This is a genomic window from Mesorhizobium sp. CA15, assembly GCF_020165215.1.
Lineage (GTDB): Bacteria > Pseudomonadota > Alphaproteobacteria > Rhizobiales > Rhizobiaceae > Mesorhizobium.
The window spans coordinates 160,974-177,783 of sequence record NZ_JAIUHQ010000002.1 but is presented as its reverse complement, the minus strand read 5'-3'; the positions used below and the strand labels follow the sequence as shown (position 1 = coordinate 177,783).

The following is a 16,810-nucleotide window of genomic DNA, read 5'->3' as shown; positions in this document are numbered from 1 at the left end:
CGGGACCGGCGAGTTCCGGATCTTGTGTTTCGTCTGTTTCGGAGAGCCCCCAATTGGCGGGCGTTGGCCAGCCTTCCGGCTGCAGCCGGCGCTCTCGCCTCTGGCTGCACCGGTGTGCAGTCGGCCCTCAATCCGCACGGCGAGCAGGCCGACGCTCTGGCTGTTCTGTTCTGGATATTCACGGCCGTGCTCGGACTGGTCTGGCTGGTCACCATGGCCGGGTTGTTCTTTGCGCTGACACGCCGGCGAGACAGTCGCGGCGAACCGGCGCAAGCGCGTCCAGCCGTCAAACGGCCGATGCGTATCGCCTTCGCTGCGATGCTGACATCGACCGTCATCATTCTCTCGGGCCTGGCCGTGCTCAGCTTCGACGGACAAAGGATGGTTTTCAGGGATGGGGCCGGGGCGGCCGTAACAATATCTGTCATAGGGCACCAATGGTGGTGGCAGGTCCGCTACGAAGGAAAGAATGGTTTCGAGACAGCAAACGAGATTCGCATTCCGGTAGGCAGCGCGGTCGACATCAAGCTCACCACGGGTGACGTGATCCACTCGTTCTGGATACCGAGCCTTGCCGGCAAGCTCGATCTCATTCCAGGCAAAAGCAATGAACTCCGTATCCAAGCGGATAAGCCCGGTGTGTACCGCGGCCAATGTGCCGAATTCTGCGGTCAGCAGCACGCGCATATGGCGATCTTCGTGGTGGCACTGGAGCCGAGCGAATTCGAACGCTGGCGCGCAAAACAGGCCGCGCCGGCAAGGCCGATGGCTCATCTTACGAAGCAACAAAATGTCTTTGCTTCCGCTGCATCGTCTCCATCCGCCGCCCTTTCGGAGCATTCGCGATGAGCCAGGTGGTCGAAGAACGTCACGAAACCCGTGACACCGATCTGGGTGACGAGGAGCTGCGCACAAGACTGAGCAAGACCTGGGGCACGGCGCGTGGTCTGATAGGCATTCTTTCGACTGTCGATCACAAGATCATCGGCATCCGCTATGCCGTCACTGCCTTCGTCTTCCTGTTGGCCGGCGGCATCATGGCGATCATCATGCGGCTGCAGCTCGCACGGCCGGACAGCCACTTCGTCGACGCCGAGCTCTACAACCAGCTTTTCACCATGCATGGCACAACGATGATGTTCCTGTTCGGGGTGCCGGTCGGCGAGGCGTTCGCCGTCTATCTGGTGCCGCTCATGGTCGGCACCCGCAACATCGCCTTTCCGCGTCTCAATGCCTTCTCCTACTATGTCTATCTGTTCGGCGGCCTGATGTTGTGGGGCGGCTTCGCGTTGAGCATCCGCCCTGATGTCGGGTGGTTCTCCTACGTGCCCCTCGCAAATCTGAATTTCACTCCAGGCAAGGGGCCGGACTATTGGGCGCAGATGATCACTTTTACCGAAGTCGCAGCGCTCGCAGTCTCGGTGGAGATCGTCGTCACAGTCCTGAAGCAGCGCGCCCCGGGCATGACGCTCGACCGCATTCCACTCTTCGTGTGGACGATGCTCGTCCATTCCTTCATCATCATCTTCGCCATGCCGGCGATCATGCTCGCCTCGTCTATGCTGATCATGGAGCGGCTGGTCGGCACGCAGTTTTTCAATCCGGACGCGGGCGGCGATCCGCTGCTTTGGCAGCACCTTTTCTGGTTCTTTGGTCACCCCGAAGTCTACATCATCTTCCTGCCTGGAACCGCTTTCGTGTCGGCGATCGTGGCGACATTCTCCCGGCGGCCGGTCTTCGGCTATTTGCCGATGGTGCTGTCGCTGATCGCGATCGGCTTTTTGTCCTTTGGCTTGTGGGTTCACCACATGTTCGTGACGGGCCTGCCTGAAGTCGGCGCCGCATTCTTCACCGCCTCCAGCATGGCTATAGCCATTCCAAACGGGGTCCAGATATTCTGCTGGATCGCGACGCTGTGGGACGGCAAGCCGGTGCTCAAGACGCCGTTGATCTTCGTGCTCGGTTTCTTCTTCATCTTTGTCGCCGGCGGGCTCTCCGGCGTGATGCTGGCGTCGGTGCCAATCGATACGCAGGTGCACGACACCTATTTCGTCGTCGCTCATTTCCATTACGTGCTTATAGGCGGCACCGTCTTTCCGCTTGTCGCGGCCGTCTACTACTGGTTCCCGAAAGTGACGGGCCGGCTCATGGATGAGCGGCTTGGCAAATGGCAGTTCGTCCTCGCCTTCACTGGTTCCAACGTCACGTTTTTTCCGATGCACCTGCTCGGCCTGCATGGCATGCCGCGCAGGGTCTACACTTACCCTGCGGAGATGGGCTGGGGCGGGCTCAACCTGCTCGCCAGCGCCGGCGCGCTGCTGTTCTTCGCAAGCTTTCTACTCATGCTCTACAACATGATTGCCAGCGCCCGCTCGGGCGCCCTTGCCGGCGACAATCCTTGGGGCGCCGACACGTTGGAGTGGGCGACCAGCTCGCCGCCCCAGCCGCAGAACTTCGATCGCATTCCCTGCGTCACAAGCGGCTCGCCGCTATGGGATCAGGGCGACGACAAGGCGGTGGTCGGCGGCCTCAAGGTTGATGAGCGCGAACTGCTCGTGACGAGCGTCACGGAGGCCCGGCCTGACATTCGCGAGGAATCGCCGGCGCCCTCGATCTGGCCCTTTCTGGCGGCGTTTGCCACAGCCGTCGCGTTCATCGGCTCGATCTACACGCCCTGGGCGGTTACTTGGGGTTCGCCCGTCGTCGCCATCGTGCTGGTCGCCTGGTTCTGGCCGAAAACCATCGAGGAGAATGTCTAGATGGCCCGCAGCGTCATCGATGTCTCGGGTTTGCCGACCTATGCCTTCGGTTCGCGTGTCACCCCCTGGTGGGGGACCTTCTCGTTCTGCCTGCTGGAGGGAACTGGCTTCGCCCTCGGCATCGGAGGCTATCTCTACCTGGCCGTTACCAACAAGGACTGGGCGAAGGACGCGGTGCCTTTGAGCCTGCTCTGGTCGGCGCTCTTCACGCTCGTCCTTGTCGTCAGCGCACTGCCGAATTTCCTGATCAAGCGAGCAGCGATGCGGGAGAGCTTGCGCTCGGTCCGTCTGCTGCTGCTGATCATGAGCGCGATTGGGCTGGTGCTTATCGGGCTGCGCATCATGGAATTCTCGGCCTTGCCGGTACGCTGGAGCGACAATGCGTATGGCTCCTTTGTCTGGCTCCTTCTCGGCCTGCATGGCGTGCACGTGCTCACTGACGTCGCCGACACGTTGGTCCTGGCCGTGCTGATGTTTACGCGGCACGGAACGGGCAAACGCTTCAGCGATGCCGAAGACAATGCTTTCTACTGGTATTTCGTCGTGCTCTCATGGCTGCCCCTCTATGCCGTGCTCTATTGGCTGCCGAGATTGTGATGCGGATCGCCCGCTCCGTCGGCGAGGCATCTTTGCTCGCAGCATGTGTTTCGGCGCTGTGCACCATGCCGGCGCCCGCCGCATTCGCACATGGTGCAGGCCAAGGAACCGGCGGCTGGTCCATCACCGGCTTGACCGTTGTTCCGCTTGGCGTCGCGCTGCTTATCTACAGCGGTGGCATTGCGCGGCTGTGGCGGCGGGCGGGAGCGGGGCACGGCGTCGCGTGGTGGCAACTGGGCTGCTTCGCGATAGGGTGGTCAGCGCTTGCGGCGGCCCTGATGTCGCCGCTGCATGAATTGGGCGAGCGGCTCTTTACGGCGCATATGCTCGAACATGAGGTCCTGATGGTGGTCGCTGCTCCTGCGCTTGCCCTGTCGCGACCGCTCGGCGCCATGTTGTGGGCGCTCCCGCCCGTCATACGACGCCGCCTGGCGCGCGCGGCGCGATGGCCGGTCTTGCGAATAACATGGCGAGGCCTGATTGAGCCGGCCTCCGCAACGATCCTGCACGGCCTTGCCATCTGGTCATGGCACATGCCGGTTCTCTTCGATGCTGCACTCGCAAGCGAGCCGGTGCACTGGCTGCAGCATTTCAGCTTTCTGGCAAGCGCGCTGCTCTTCTGGTGGGCCTTACTCAATGGCCGGGCGCGCCGGAGAGGCTACGGCGCGTCGGTGTTCTATCTGTTCTTCACCTCGATGCATTGCGGGCTGCTCGGCGCGATTCTGGCCCTGTCAAAAAATGAGCTGTTCGTTCCGAGGAACTCAGTGGCGTCACAATGGGATCTGACCGTTCTCGAAGACCAGCAACTTGGTGGCTTGATCATGTGGGTGGGGGCCTCCGCCTTCTACTTGGCGGCCGCATTGATCCTGGCAGCTTTTTGGATCGGAAGCGGATCGTCCGCCACGAAGAAGGTCGCCGGCACTGCGAGTTCCATGCGAAATTAATTGTCATCCAGAAGCGTTGAAGGCAGCAGGGCCTCGTCCTCGGTCTCGTCTCCGGTAGAGATGCCGATCGGTGCGACTGGATTATCCGGTCCTCAAATCCTGCCCATGAGAGCCAGGACTATCAAGATGATAAGTATGACGCCGACGAGGCTTGAAGGCCCGTAGCTCCAACCTGAGGAATACGGCCAAGCCGGGATCGCGCAGTTCTTCCGACGCCACGCACGACGCCTGATGACCGTCTACCTCCAGCGCTTCGCGCAACAAGTCGAGACCGTCGACATGGAGACGTTTCTCTCGGCCTGGACCTGAAGCTATGCGACGATCCTCACCGGCACCGACTTCGCCGCCGGGACGTGCGCTTTATGAGCCCTGTGCCACAGCGGAATCAAAGGATTGAGTTCGGGATAATAGCCAGCGCAGTTGCCGCTTGGTATGGAGTAAGGCGTGACCCGCAGGCCTCCCACCCGCCGCTCGACGCCATCATCGGCATGCGCCTCGAGAGCGACTTCCTGCCCGGCGCTGAGCCCCATCCGTCGGATGTCTTCCTCGTTCATCAGCAGGACCATTCGCGTTCCGATGATGCCGCGCAACCGATCGCGATAACCATACACGGTCGTGTTGAACTGGTCGTTCGACCGTACTGTGATCAGCGTCAGTACGTCCTCGCCCGACACATCGATGTCGGGGTCGGTTTCCAGCGTGGTGGGCAGCTTGAAATTCGCCTTTTTGTTCGGCGTTTCCCAGACGCGCTTCGACGCCTTGATGTCGCGATGGAATCCACCTGGCGTGAGGAAGCGTTTGTTGAAATCCTTGAAATGTGCCGGGAAGCAGCGCTCGATCTCGTCGCGGATGCGGGAATAGTCAGCGACCCAGTCGTCCCAGGGAACCGAACTCATGCCGGCGACGGTCGCCTTGGCGAGTTCCGCGACAATGCTCGGCTCGGACATGAGATGCTCGCTCGGTTTTGGCCGCGACCCGAAGGAGCCGTGAATGCAGGCGGTCGAATCCTCCATCGAGACCCATTGCGGCCCGCTGGCCTGAATGTCCTTCTCCAGCCGAGACAGGCATGGCAGCAGATACGTGACTTTCCCGGCGATCAAATGGCTGCGGTTGAGCTTGGTCGCGATCTCGACGTGCAGGTCGAGGTTCCGCCAGGCCTTCTCGACCAGTCCGGTTTCCGGAACGGCCCGCACGAAATTACCGCCGAGTCCGACAAAACCGCGAACCCGCCCGTCGATCACGCCCTCGCACGTCTCGACGGTATCGAGCCCCTTATCCCGCGGCGGCTCGAAGCCGTAGAAGTCGCGAAATTTGTCGAGCGGAACAAGCTCCGGCTTTTCGGAAATGCCGACCGTTCGCTGTCCCTGCACGTTGGAGTGTCCGCGCAACGGCGATATGCCGGCTCCGGGCTTGCCGATATTGCCGCGCATGAGCAGCAGGTTGCACAGCATCTGCACATTCTCGGTGCCGTGGCGATGCTGAGTGAGCCCCATGCCGTAATTGCCGATGACCGCATTGGCCGAACTGTATATTTCAGCGACATGTTCGAGATCCGCCCGCGAGATGCCGGAACGTCGAACGATGTCTTCCCAACCGGTCGCGCGCAGATAGGCTTCGAAGTCGGCAAAGCCGTATGTATGCTCCTCGATGAAAGCGGTATCGAGGACGCGTTTTCCGCCTCGCTCTCGGGCTGCGTCATCGAGCTCCAGCACAGCCTTGGCGATACCAGTCATGGCCGCAATATCCCCGCCCGCCCGGATCTGGAAGAAATCGCTCGACATTTTCGTTCCTGGCCCTGGCGACAGCATCTCGACCGGGTTCTGCGGGTTCTTGAATCTCACCAAGCCCCGCTCCCGCAGAGGGTTGAAGGTGATCACCGGGACACCGCGCTGGCGAGCGTCCTCGATGGGGTGTAACAGGCGCGGCGCGGTGACACCGGTATTGTGGCCGAAGAAGAACATCATGTCGGATTTGGCGAAGTCCTCCAATTGCACCGTGCCGACAGGAGAGCCGATCGATTCCGGTAGGCCGACCGACGTCGACTCGTGACACATGTTCGAGGAATCGGGCAGGTTCGAAGAGCCGTAGATGCGGGCGAAGAGCTGATACATGAACGAGGCCTCGAGCGAGGCGCGTCCGGACGTGTAGAAGACCACGGACTTCGGGTCGAGGCGCCTGAGCTGAGCGCCCATATCGCCGAACGCGTCCGGCCACGCCACAGGCTCGTATCTGTCGGTGGCGCGATTATAGCGCATCGGCTCCGTCAGGCGTCCCTGTTTCTCAAGATCGTGATCCGGCCAATCCAGGAGTTCGGTCACTCTATGGGTGGCAAAGAAGGACGGCTCGCAGCGCCTGCTGGTCTGCTCCCACATCGTTGCCTTGGCGCCGTTCTCGCAGAACTCGAAAGGCCGCGGCTCGGCCGGCTTCGCCCATGAGCAGGAGACGCACATGTAGCCGTCCGCCTTGTTCTGCTTCAGCAACGTGCTCCATATGTCGGACAGCAGCAGCCCCTGGTCCCGCGCGTTGCGGATCAGAGACTTGAGCGAGCCCCATCCGCCGGTCGGATGATTGTATTTCTTGATCTCGACGCGATCGGTGACAGCAGGTTCCATGTGAGTCGTCCAAAAAAGAGGAAAGCAAAGAGAAAACCAAAGCGGGCCTCAGTTGTTCCAGCTTGCCTCGTCAGTGACTCATCGTAGGCCGCCAGTGCTCAGGCTCGCTAACGGTAGCGCACGGTCGTGTCGGATGGCTCAATTGTGTCCAAGGAGGCGCTGCCGATCTCCACCAAGAGGGCCGAAGGGCGATGCCGGACAGCCTTGAACCGAGCGGACGATTGAGGTGGTGCCCGTCTATCATCAGCTTCGCGCTGCCCAGGGCAACCGTGGACGTCCGGCCGCCGCTGCGCTGCGCTCGTTGATAGGAGAGATCGTGCTCACGCCCGGCGACAAGCGCGGCGAGGTCCATGCCGAGCTATGCGGCGAGCTGCTCGGCATTCTCAAACTCGTCAACCCTTCATGCGCCAGGGGTATGGTGCGACCTGAGCTCAGATGTCGGGTTATAGCGCCCGGGCGGCGAGCGACACTATGGTTCGAAAGGCTCTCCCAGCGAAGCCACGCCGTTGAGCTTGAGCAGACGCCGGTTCGAAGAAATGATGCCCAGCACGACGATTGTCACGAGATAAGGTAGGCTCGATAGAAGTTGCGAGGAAACGTCGAGCCCAGTTGTCTGGGCCGCGAGGCTTGCGAGGGACACGGCGCCGAAGAGGCAAGCACCAAGGAAGATACGGCTGGTAAGCCAAGTGCCGAAGACGACGAGCGCGATCGCTATCCAGCCGCGCCCGGCGATCATGCCATCGGCCCAGAGCGGAGTGTAGACCACGGCCGCGTAGGCACCGGCAAAACCCGCCAACGCGCCGCCGAAAGCGACCGCGGCGAAGCGCACGGCGATTACCGGATAGCCGAGCGCACGGGCCGCCTTGGGATTCTCGCCGACGGCGCGGATGACGAGGCCGGTCTTGGTGTAGGCGAACACCGCCCAAATGGCGACGGTCGCAGCAAGCGAAAGCCACACGACAATGTCTTGGCTGAACAAGCCGCCGATGACCGGGATATCTGAAAGCCAGGGCAATGAGAGCTTCGGAAGCCCTTTGACCGTGAGGCTCTCAAAGCTCTTGCCGAACAGCGCCGACAGGCCCTGGCCGAGGATGCCTATGGCAAGGCCCGTCGCAACCTGGTTCGCCCGGAATCCCAGCGCCACGACCGCAAAGACAAGGGAAAGAGCGGCGCTGGCGAGACCAGCGGCGAGGAAGCCCAGGAGATGCCCGCCGCCTTGATAGACGATGATGAAGGCGATGACTGCGCCGAGGGCCATCAGGCCCTCCACACCGAGATTGAGGACCCCGGCGCGCTCTGCCACCAGTTCGCCGAGCGCCGCCAGAAGGAACGGCGTAGCCGCCGCCAACATCCCGGCGATGATGAACTCCACGGCGTTCATGGCGTGCTTGCGTGGGCGGCATGGCGCCATTCGAGCCGATAGCGGACGAAGGCGATGGCGACAAGATAGGCAAGCAGCAGGCTGCCCTGGAAGACCCTGACCGCAGCGACCGGCAGATTTGCCGAGACCATGGCGTTATCGCCACCGATATAGAGGGCCGCCATGAGCAACGCGGAAAAGACGATACCGACGGGGTGAAGGCCTCCGAGATAGGCGACGATGATGGCGGCATAGCCGTAGCCGGTCGAGATGGAGCGCTGCAACTGTCCGAGCGGCCCGGCGACCTCGGCCGCTCCGGCGAGGCCCGCCGCGAAGCCACCGACGAGGAGCGAAAGCCAGATCGCGCGTCCTTCGTTGAAGCCGGCGTATCCGGCGGCGCGCGGCGCGAGGCCGCCGACCTGCAGCTTGTACCCCGCGAAACTCCTCTGCATGAACACCCAGGCGCCGAGGGAGAAGGCGCAGGCGACAAGCAGCGAGACGTTGACGCGGGTGCCGGGGATCAGGATCGGCACCATCGCGTCGTACTGGAACATCACTGATTGCGGGAAGTTGAAGCCATTCGGATCCTTCCAGGGGCCGAGAAGCAGATAATTGAGCAATTGCGCGGCAACGAGCGCCAGCATGAGCGACACGAGAATCTCGTTTGCGTTGAGCTTCACGCGCCAGAAAGCCGTTAGCGACGCCCACAGCGCGCCGCCCAGCGCGCCGATGACCAGCATCGATGGCCAGATCCACTGGCCCGTTGCCTGCGGGAACCAGACGGGAATGGCGGATGCGAAGATCGCGCCGAGGATGAACTGGCCCTCGGCGCCGATGTTGAAGACCTTCGCGCGAAAGCCGATCGCAAGCCCCTGCGCGATCAGCAGGAGCGGCCCCGTCTTCAGCAGAACTTCCGAGAACGAGGCCCAGGACAGGAAAGGCTCCAGAAGCATCGCGTGGAAAATAGCGGCCGGATCGCGGCCCATCAGGAGGTAGAGGCCGAGATTAAGCAGCGTCGCCAGGGCGAGCGCCATGGGCGGGGCGACCAGCTTCACGGTAAGCGAGGCATGCTCCCGGCGAACCAGAACCGGAAGGAACGGACCGGAGAGAGCGCTCATGCCGGGACCTTCGTGGCCATCGAATGCGCGCCGATCATGTAGCGGCCGATCTCCTCGGGTCTGGTATCGCGCGTCACCAGCGGCGGGCTCAGCCGGCCCTGATGGATCACCTGGATCGAATCGCAGAGTTCGAACAGTTCCTCCAGCTCCTCCGAGATGACGAGGATGCCCATGCCTTCGTTGCGCAGGGCGACAAGGCGCCGGCGGATGGCGGAGGCCGCGCCGATGTCCACGCCCCAGGTGGGTTGCGCCACGAACAGCAATTTCGGGGACAGCATGATCTCGCGGCCGACTATGAACTTTTGCAGATTGCCCCCCGAAAGCGCGCCAGCCTCCGCTTCGGAACCGGGCGTGCGCACGTCGTATTGCCGGATGCAGTCCTCGGTGAAAGCCTTCGCCCGGGCTGTGTCGACAAGGCCGCGTTTCAGCAGGCCGAATGGATGGGCGGTCAGAAGGCTGTTGAGGACGAGCGACATTTCCGGCACCGCGCCGCGGCCGAGCCGTTCCTCCGGAACGAAAGCGAAGCCCAGCCGGCGGCGGGCGGCCGTATCGAGCGCGCCGACATCCTTTCCCATCATGTAGATGCAATCGGACTTTTGGCGCGGCAGCACCGTTTCGCCAGAGATCAGCGCCGCGAGTTCGCTCTGCCCGTTGCCCGATATGCCCGCTATGCCGAGGATCTCACCGGCACGCACCGTCAGATTGACGTCGCAAAGCGGCACGGCGAAGGGATCATCGGGCTGATGGTCCAGGCCCACGATTTCGAGGCGCTTTTCGCCACCGGAATGCGCCAACGCCGGCATGGGCTGCGGCATGTCGCGGCCGATCATCATGCGGGCGAGGTCGTGCGCGTCATGGTCGCGCGGGTCCGCGTGGCCGGTGACGCGCCCGCCGCGCAGGATGGTCGCTCGGTCGCAGACCGCCCGGATCTCCTCCAGCTTGTGCGAGATGAACAGGATCGAAACGCCGCCGTCGCGCAGCCGCCGCAAAGTCTCGAACAGCTTGTCCACCGATTGCGGCGGCAGGACGGAGGTCGGTTCGTCGAGGATCAGAAGCTGGGGTTCGGTCATCAGGCAGCGAATGATCTCCACCCGCTGCCGTTCTCCCACCGACAGCGCGTGCACATGGGCAAGCGGATCGACCTCGAGTCCGAAGTCGCGGCCGAGCGCACGGATGTGTTCCGCGATTTCCGATTTGCCCTTGGGCACGACCAGGCGGATGTTCTCCACCACCGTCAGTGTTTCGAACAAGGAGAAATGCTGGAAGACCATGCCGATCCCCTTGCGCCTCGCATCCGCGGGGGAAGCGAGGGCCAGGGGGTCTCCTTTCCAGGTCGCCATTCCGGCGTCCGGCTGCTCGACGCCGTAGATCAGCTTCATCAGCGTCGACTTGCCCGCTCCATTTTCCCCGAGGATCGCATGGATCGAGCGCGGAGCCACATCCAGATCGATGTCTCGATTGGCATGGATCTGGCCGTAGCTCTTGGAGATGCCGCGCAGCGACAGGAGCGGGACGGTCACGGTCACTTGGGCAGCGGCGTGGTGACACCCTTGACGTGCCAGTCCATGGCAACGATCTCGGCTCCGGTCATCGTCTTGCCGGCGGGCACGCCCTCGCTGCCGTCGGCCTTGACGATCGGACCGGTAAAGGGCGAGAAGCTGCCGTCGGCGATCTTGGCTTCAACGTCCTTGATCCTGGCCATCATGTCGGCCGGGATTCCCGGGTTCCAGTCAACGACCTCGACCACCTTGTCGCCCACACCCAGGAAAGCGTTTGCGCCCTTGAAGGTGCCGGCGATGTGGGCATCGACCGAGGCCTTGAAGAAGGGCGACCAGTCGGTCGCCACGCAGCCGAGATAGGTTTTGGGCGCGTATTTCTTCATCGACGAGTTGAGGTTGAAGGCGGGGATGCCGGCTTCCTCGCAGGCCGAGACGACGGAGGGTGTGTCCTGCGCGTTGGAGAAGATCACGTCGCATTTCTGCGCCAGCAGCGCCTTGGCGGCCTCCTGCTCCTTGGCCGGATCGAACCAGGAGTTCACCCATACGACCGAAACCTCTACATCGGGCTTTACCGCCTGCGCTCCCAGCGTGAAAGCGTTGATGGAGGTGATCAGCTCGGGAATGGCGAAGGCAGAGACCGAGCCGAGCTTGCCAGTCTTCGAAAGCGCGGCTGCCGCCATGCCCATAAGGTAGGTACCCTGGGAATATTGGGCCGCGAAGGGCGAGAAGTTCGGCGCCACCTGGAAACCGGAAGCGTGCAGCACGGTTACATCGGGATTGCGGCGCGCGATCTGCAGGGCGCCGTTCTGATAGCCGAAGGAGCCGGCGACCAGGAACTTGTTCCCGTCGGCGACCGCCTTGTTCATGATCCGGTCGGCATCGGGTCCTTCCTGTATGTTCTCGATGATGGTCACCTTCACCTTGTCGCCGTAGGCTGCCTTCACAGGCTCAAGCCCGTCGGCGAGCGCACGGCCCCAGCCGACATCGCCGACCGGCGACGGGACCACGAGCACGATGCCCAGAGGTTCGTCGGCGGCGAGCGCGCGGCCGCCCACCGCCACGACGAGCCCAGAGGCGGCCGCGCCTTTCATCAATGTTCTGCGGGTAAGATTTGTCAGCATGTCGGTTCCCCTTGTTTTGGTTTCTAAAATTCTACCGTCGCAAGCGCCGCCTCGGCTTGCGCGAACAGCCTGGCCTCGTCGAGCCCCGGGAATTCGCCTTTGGCCCAGACGATGCGGCCATTGATCATGGTCATGTCGGTCGGCGCGCCGATGCCCACCTTGGCCAGCAGGCTCAGCGGATCGTGCCGCGTGCCGACATAGTCCATGCGCCGCGTGTCGATGGCGAAAAGGTCGGCGGCCATGCGGGGCGCCAGCCTTCCGATGTCGCCGCGTCCGAGCAATGCCGCGCCTCCGGTCGTCGCATAGCCGAGAAAATCGGCCGGCGGCGGCACCGGATGGTCGCGCGTCGACGCCGACAGGCACTGCAGCATGTAGGCGGAATGGATGCAGTGCATCAGGTTGGAATTGTCGTTCGAGGCGGCGCCGTCGCAGCCCAGACCCACACGGAGGCCGAAGGCCGACATCGCCGGAATGTCGGTGATTTCGGCGCCGACGAGATAGACCGGTTCCGGGCAGTGGGCGACGCCGGTGCCGCTCGCGGCCATCTTGCGCAGCTCGTCGTGGGTCAGTTCCCAGCAATGGGCATAGAAGGTATCCGGCCCGCAGAAGCCGATGTCCGCGCAATAGTCCACCGTGCGCATGCCGTGACGGGCCTCGATTACCGGGCTTTCGCCCTCGCCGACATGGGTATGCATGCGCACTCCGCGGTCGCGCGCCAGCGCCACCGATTCCACGAAGGTGTCGCGATAGCAGTTTACTGGCTGGCACGGCGCGACGACGACCTGCCGCAGGCCGAAGGGACCGGCATCATGGTAGGCGTCGATTAGCCGGGCGCAGTCGGCGATGAATTCGTCGGTCGTTTCCAGCATGGCGTCGGGGATGGTCGAGCCTTCCGATTTTGGCAGCGTGTTGCCGCCACGTCCGGCATGGAAGCGCATGCCGAGCAGTTCGGCTGCTTGGAACTGCCGGTCGATCAGCCGCTTGCCCGCCTGCCGCGGAAAGCAATACTGATGGTCGAATGCCGTCGTGCAGCCATGCTTTATCAGCTCGGCCATCGCCGTGACCGATGCGTGGTAGAAGCATTCCTCGGTCAGCCGCGAGAAAATGGGATAGATGCGGTCGAGCCATTCGATGACCGACAGCTTCGTCCAGTCCAGATCGGCGCGGTTGCGCACGAAGCATTGAAAGAAGTGGTGATGGGTGTTGACGAGGCCGGGATAGACGAACCAGCCAGCGGCGTCCTGCGTGATTGTTCCAACGGGCAGCTCTGCCTTGTCGAGGCCTGCGCCGATGGCCCGTATTGCCGGGCCGTCGGTCAAGACATCGACATTGCGTCGGATATCCGGACCGTTGCCCTCGTCCACGATGACCGCAGCGCAGCCCTTCAGCAAATAGCCCGCCACGTCAGGCCTCGCCGACTTCGAGGACGGGCGCGGGCGTCAGTTCGTGCAGCCGGTGGATGCCCGGCATCTCGATGAAACCCTCGAGACTGCGGACCGCCCGTGACCAGAGCCGGATTGCCGGATAGGGGTCGAGCGAAACGCCGCCGTCCGGCGCCAGCGCAACATAGGGAAAGCAGGCAATGTCGGCGATCGTCGGTCGATCCGACGCGAGGAAGCGCTGGCCGCGGATATGCTGTTCGACGAGGCCGGCTTCCAGCTCCCGCAGGGCCGCTATTCCCTGCTCCCGAAGGGCGGCGATATTGCCCGGACGCAGCAGCATCTCGTGCAAGCGCGCCGCCCCAAGGCTCGCGGTTAGCCGGTGCGAGAAGGAGAGCCATTGCTGGACGCGCGCCGCCCGCCCGACCGTATCATTGCCCAGCCATTGGGGTGCCGCCTTCGCGGCGAGATAGACCAGCATGGCCGAGGATTCGGTCAGCACGAGGTCGCCATCCTCCAAGATCGGGATCGAACCGGCCGGATTGAGCGCCATGAGCTCAGGACCGCGATGCTCGCGACCGGGATGGAAGTCGACAGGACGGATGTCGAGCGTCACCCCGATCAGCGCAGCCATGAGGCGCACCTTATAGCAGCTCGGCGACAGCACGTAGTCGTAGAGCTTCATTGCGCCACCAGTTGCGCGCCGTAGGTGTAGCCGTGGCGTTTCAGCCAGCGCCGGTAGGCAACCGAGGTAAGGTCGGCGCGCGTGGGAATCTCCATGCCGGGATCGAGCGGGAGCAGCGTCGGAATTTGGTTTTCGAGGATCGATCGGTCCTGAACGAAGATCGTCTGCTGGAAATGGATCAGGTCGGCCATCGGTGTTTCGTCATCGAACAGCGCCATCCATGGCCAGACGTCGCATAGGTCTTCGGCAAGTGGCTGCACGAAAAGTGTGATGACGTCCCATTCCGCCGGGCGAGGCGGGCAGGTCTTGTAGAGCACCGAGCAGGTCGGCGCGGGCACGCGGTACATGTATTCCGTGGTGATGCCACCTTCCGCCGACTTGGCGGCCTGCGGCTGGTAGAACTTCACCTGAGTGGCCCAAACCTCGTCTTCGTCCTCTCGGATCTCGACCTTGTAGTTCTGCACCTCCGTATGCGGCTCGGCCCCCAGTATGTCGGTATGCACGAAGGGAAAATGCGCGATGTCCAGGAAGTTCTCCACCGCACGCAATGGCGAGCAGCGCACGCGTACCACCCCGACATCGACGAGCCGGCGGCCCGGCTGATCGGCCTCGGGGATCGCAAACAGCGGCTTTTGTGGATTGCCGAGCGACGACCAGACATGGCCATAGCGGATGCAGGCCGGCAGGTCACGTCCGTTGCCGCCCGTGACCTTCGCGTTTCCATCTTCGCCGCGCCTCACCGCGATCGGCTCGCCCATCAGGGCCGTCCTGCGCCCATGCGCATCGAGCTGGCTAGCAAGGCCGACAGGGTACCATCCGTCGATCATCGTGTTGCGGGTCATCGGGCGATTCCGGCGCGTGCAATATCCTCGGCCGCCCGCCGCAGCGCCTCGGCGGCCCTCGACGCGGCGATGCGCTCGTCCGGATTGCTGTCCTCGTCCACCAAAACATGCATCAGCGTGCGCGCCTGTCCATCGGGAGCAAGCAGCAGCCGGACGGTCCGGTCATCATAGGTGTAGTCGAGCAGGTCTCCAGCGGCCGTCGTGCCCGCGGCCGCCTCCAGCGCCGCGATGTCCGCTTCCGCCACCATGGAGCGGAGCGGCGCAAGGCCCTCGAACCGCGGCGGCCCGGCGGCGGGTTCGCCAACCGAAATCCATATGATGCCGCCGCCATCCTCGACGTGCTGCGTCGCGACACGAATCGTGTCCGGCGGCGTCAATGCCGGATGGGCCGGAATGCGCTGGCAGTTTCCCGCCTTGGCGTAGCTCCAGCCGTGATAAATGCAGGCCAGGGTCTCACCGCGTACGAAGCCGTGGGAAAGTCGCATGCCGCGATGAGGGCATCTGTCGGCGAAAGCCGCCGCACGGCCGGAGCGGGTTCGCCAAAGGGCAACCGGTCCGGCCGGGGATTGCGCCGGCATAACGGTTCCCGCCGGCAAGTCCGCGGAGAGGGCAACAGGCATCCATGAGCCGGTGGGATAAGACGGCATGCATCAACTTTCAAAACGGCACCAGCATCTTCCCGAGCGAAGCTTCGCGGTCAAGGATATGCCAATACGCCGGGTTACGTTTGCACAACATTTCCTCACTGGCAATAATGCCTAAAAAAGGTGCATCACACCTCGGCAGGCAGAGGGCCGCAGGCCCAGAAACCTAGCCCGATTCGCTCTCGATCGGCGCCCGGCGGATGGTCTCGACCCAGACATCGATTGGTCCAAGAGAGCACCCCATCTCCATCATGTCGATGAGTTCGGCCGGACCGGCAATATCGAGTTCAATGCGGTCGGGACCGGCAAAGCATATTTCCTGCGCGAGCCCGAGCTTGGCAGCATGGCGCTCGATCCACGGAAGAAAGGATGCCACCTGGACATCGCCGAGGATCGTCATGCGCTCCCGCCAGGAACATCGATTTTGCTCGCTCATAGAAAACCTCGGCATGAAGCTGATCTGTCTATCTATCTATCTATCTATCTACATCGTGCTCAATCGCTGAAGCATCTGCTTTTGAGAGCGTCGTTACGCCAGACCTGAAGTCGAAGACCGCTATATGCGAGTTGATTCCCAAGATCGACAGACAGGTTTCGTTCCAACTAGTCGCGCTCACGACCTGGTTGATATGCCTTCGACGACCCGCTACGGGATTGAGGGATCGTATAGGCCGCTGGCTTCCCAGCGCGACCTATCCTGGCGGATCGAGGGCCTCTGGACCCAGATCAAGACCGGAAGCTAAACGGAATATGGCGGCTCAAACCTTTTTCGAGCGGCGCCTCGGCGTGGAGGCCTGCCGCCGCGTCGTAGCCATGCGACAGAGGAATGGCAGAGGGACATGGCGAAATCTCTGGGGTCGGTAAAAAGCATATTCACGCTCAGGGCCGACCAGAATGACTCCCGCGATCTCCAGCACGCCGCTGCCGAGAGCGCTTTCTCGCGCCGGCAGGATATGGTCGAGCGCCCGTGACGGGCGCAAGTCGGTGGCGATCTGGCCAATTGCCAGTTCCGCCGCGTTAACGAACTGGCTGTGTCTGATGCTACCGGCCTCGCGATCGTTTGAGCCTTTCCGACCCGATCAGATCGAGCGTAACTGCGATCACGTTCGCGTGGCCGCGTTCACAGGACAGCAATGAATGCTCAAGCCCGCATGGCCTTCCACAATTTTCGGGCGCGCCATGGTATCCGCGCAGGCGGAGTTCATGGTTGCCGCGACCACGAAGACCACCAGTCCCAATCTCTTCAGCAT

Annotated in this window: 16 protein-coding genes and 1 pseudogene; 5 read left to right on the top strand and 12 right to left on the bottom strand. The window is 62.8% G+C overall.

Annotated features, from left to right (window positions below; all coding sequences use genetic code 11):
* The first annotated feature begins 63 nt into the window (after window positions 1-63).
* The 4 genes from coxB to LB515_RS04275 are packed head-to-tail and all read left to right on the top strand — an operon-like array spanning window position 64 to window position 4,300.
* Window positions 64-849 carry a cytochrome c oxidase subunit II gene (coxB, locus tag LB515_RS04290; RefSeq protein ID WP_224706854.1) on the top strand — a complete coding sequence of 262 codons (786 nt, stop codon included), beginning with the start codon at window positions 64-66 and terminating at the stop codon, window positions 847-849.
* Window positions 846-2,759 carry a cytochrome c oxidase subunit I gene (ctaD, locus tag LB515_RS04285; protein ID WP_224706853.1) on the top strand — a complete coding sequence of 638 codons (1,914 nt, stop codon included), beginning with the start codon at window positions 846-848 and terminating at the stop codon, window positions 2,757-2,759. Before coxB ends, ctaD begins: the two co-directional genes overlap by 4 nt.
* On the top strand, window positions 2,760-3,356 hold the full coding sequence (locus LB515_RS04280) for a heme-copper oxidase subunit III (protein WP_095768617.1): 597 nt from the start codon (window positions 2,760-2,762) through the stop codon (window positions 3,354-3,356). It abuts the gene before it with no gap.
* Window positions 3,356-4,300: a cytochrome c oxidase assembly protein gene (locus tag LB515_RS04275; RefSeq protein WP_224706852.1), complete on the top strand. Its 945-nt coding sequence runs from the start codon at window positions 3,356-3,358 to the stop codon at window positions 4,298-4,300. Before LB515_RS04280 ends, LB515_RS04275 begins: the two co-directional genes overlap by 1 nt.
* Window positions 4,301-4,392: 92 nt before the next feature.
* Here the strand turns inward: LB515_RS04275 and LB515_RS04270 are convergent, their stop codons facing one another.
* Complete coding sequence (locus tag LB515_RS04270) at window positions 4,393-4,497, bottom strand: DUF3309 family protein (protein ID WP_141245394.1); 105 nt, start codon at window positions 4,495-4,497, stop codon at window positions 4,393-4,395.
* A gap of 5 nt (window positions 4,498-4,502) precedes the next feature.
* Between LB515_RS04270 and LB515_RS04265 the strand changes: the two are divergent.
* Window positions 4,503-4,609: pseudogene (locus tag LB515_RS04265) on the top strand (cysteine hydrolase); the annotation flags it as partial.
* Window positions 4,610-4,611: 2 nt separating this feature from the next.
* On the opposite strand, the gene LB515_RS04260 reads toward LB515_RS04265, so the two are convergent.
* The 11 genes from LB515_RS04260 to LB515_RS04210 form a co-directional block, all read right to left on the bottom strand.
* Window positions 4,612-6,912 (bottom strand): FdhF/YdeP family oxidoreductase, encoded by a 2,301-nt coding sequence (locus LB515_RS04260; protein ID WP_224706851.1) that lies wholly within the window; start codon window positions 6,910-6,912, stop codon window positions 4,612-4,614.
* 469 nt (window positions 6,913-7,381) lie between these two features.
* Complete coding sequence (locus LB515_RS04255) at window positions 7,382-8,293, bottom strand: ABC transporter permease (protein ID WP_224706850.1); 912 nt, start codon at window positions 8,291-8,293, stop codon at window positions 7,382-7,384.
* On the bottom strand, window positions 8,290-9,390 hold the full coding sequence (locus tag LB515_RS04250) for an ABC transporter permease (protein ID WP_224706849.1): 1,101 nt from the start codon (window positions 9,388-9,390) through the stop codon (window positions 8,290-8,292). Before LB515_RS04250 ends, LB515_RS04255 begins: the two co-directional genes overlap by 4 nt.
* The gene (locus LB515_RS04245) at window positions 9,387-10,910 is read right to left on the bottom strand and encodes an ABC transporter ATP-binding protein (RefSeq protein ID WP_224707156.1); all 1,524 of its coding nucleotides are present in this window, start codon (window positions 10,908-10,910) and stop codon (window positions 9,387-9,389) included. Before LB515_RS04245 ends, LB515_RS04250 begins: the two co-directional genes overlap by 4 nt.
* A gap of 2 nt (window positions 10,911-10,912) precedes the next feature.
* Complete coding sequence (locus LB515_RS04240; RefSeq protein ID WP_181174715.1) at window positions 10,913-12,007, bottom strand: BMP family ABC transporter substrate-binding protein; 1,095 nt, start codon at window positions 12,005-12,007, stop codon at window positions 10,913-10,915.
* 26 nt (window positions 12,008-12,033) lie between these two features.
* The gene (locus LB515_RS04235; RefSeq protein WP_224706848.1) at window positions 12,034-13,413 is read right to left on the bottom strand and encodes an amidohydrolase; all 1,380 of its coding nucleotides are present in this window, start codon (window positions 13,411-13,413) and stop codon (window positions 12,034-12,036) included.
* 1 nt (window position 13,414) lies between these two features.
* Window positions 13,415-14,074, bottom strand: a complete 660-nt coding sequence (locus LB515_RS04230; protein ID WP_224523006.1) for a glutathione S-transferase family protein — start codon at window positions 14,072-14,074, stop codon at window positions 13,415-13,417.
* On the bottom strand, window positions 14,071-14,916 hold the full coding sequence (locus tag LB515_RS04225; RefSeq protein WP_224600629.1) for an aromatic ring-hydroxylating oxygenase subunit alpha: 846 nt from the start codon (window positions 14,914-14,916) through the stop codon (window positions 14,071-14,073). The genes LB515_RS04230 and LB515_RS04225 overlap by 4 nt, the downstream gene beginning before the upstream one ends.
* Window positions 14,913-15,563 carry a Rieske 2Fe-2S domain-containing protein gene (locus tag LB515_RS04220; protein ID WP_224706847.1) on the bottom strand — a complete coding sequence of 217 codons (651 nt, stop codon included), beginning with the start codon at window positions 15,561-15,563 and terminating at the stop codon, window positions 14,913-14,915. The genes LB515_RS04225 and LB515_RS04220 overlap by 4 nt, the downstream gene beginning before the upstream one ends.
* A gap of 163 nt (window positions 15,564-15,726) precedes the next feature.
* Entirely contained in the window at window positions 15,727-15,996 is a 270-nt protein-coding gene (locus LB515_RS04215) for an acylphosphatase (RefSeq protein WP_224523003.1), read from the bottom strand.
* Between the two features lie 664 nt (window positions 15,997-16,660).
* The gene (locus LB515_RS04210) at window positions 16,661-16,810 is read right to left on the bottom strand and encodes a hypothetical protein (RefSeq protein WP_224706846.1); all 150 of its coding nucleotides are present in this window, start codon (window positions 16,808-16,810) and stop codon (window positions 16,661-16,663) included.

Coding starts and splice junctions, on each gene's coding strand:
- ctaD (WP_224706853.1), top strand. CDS start 846: ATGAGCCAGGTGGTCGAAGAACGTCACGAAACCCGTGACACCGATCTG.
- LB515_RS04280 (WP_095768617.1), top strand. CDS start 2,760: ATGGCCCGCAGCGTCATCGATGTCTCGGGTTTGCCGACCTATGCCTTC.
- LB515_RS04275 (WP_224706852.1), top strand. CDS start 3,356: ATGCGGATCGCCCGCTCCGTCGGCGAGGCATCTTTGCTCGCAGCATGT.
- LB515_RS04260 (WP_224706851.1), bottom strand. CDS start 6,912: ATGGAACCTGCTGTCACCGATCGCGTCGAGATCAAGAAATACAATCAT.
- LB515_RS04255 (WP_224706850.1), bottom strand. CDS start 8,293: ATGAACGCCGTGGAGTTCATCATCGCCGGGATGTTGGCGGCGGCTACG.
- LB515_RS04250 (WP_224706849.1), bottom strand. CDS start 9,390: ATGAGCGCTCTCTCCGGTCCGTTCCTTCCGGTTCTGGTTCGCCGGGAG.
- LB515_RS04230 (WP_224523006.1), bottom strand. CDS start 14,074: ATGAAGCTCTACGACTACGTGCTGTCGCCGAGCTGCTATAAGGTGCGC.
- LB515_RS04225 (WP_224600629.1), bottom strand. CDS start 14,916: ATGACCCGCAACACGATGATCGACGGATGGTACCCTGTCGGCCTTGCT.
- LB515_RS04220 (WP_224706847.1), bottom strand. CDS start 15,563: ATGCCGTCTTATCCCACCGGCTCATGGATGCCTGTTGCCCTCTCCGCG.
- LB515_RS04215 (WP_224523003.1), bottom strand. CDS start 15,996: ATGAGCGAGCAAAATCGATGTTCCTGGCGGGAGCGCATGACGATCCTC.
- LB515_RS04210 (WP_224706846.1), bottom strand. CDS start 16,810: ATGCTGAAGAGATTGGGACTGGTGGTCTTCGTGGTCGCGGCAACCATG.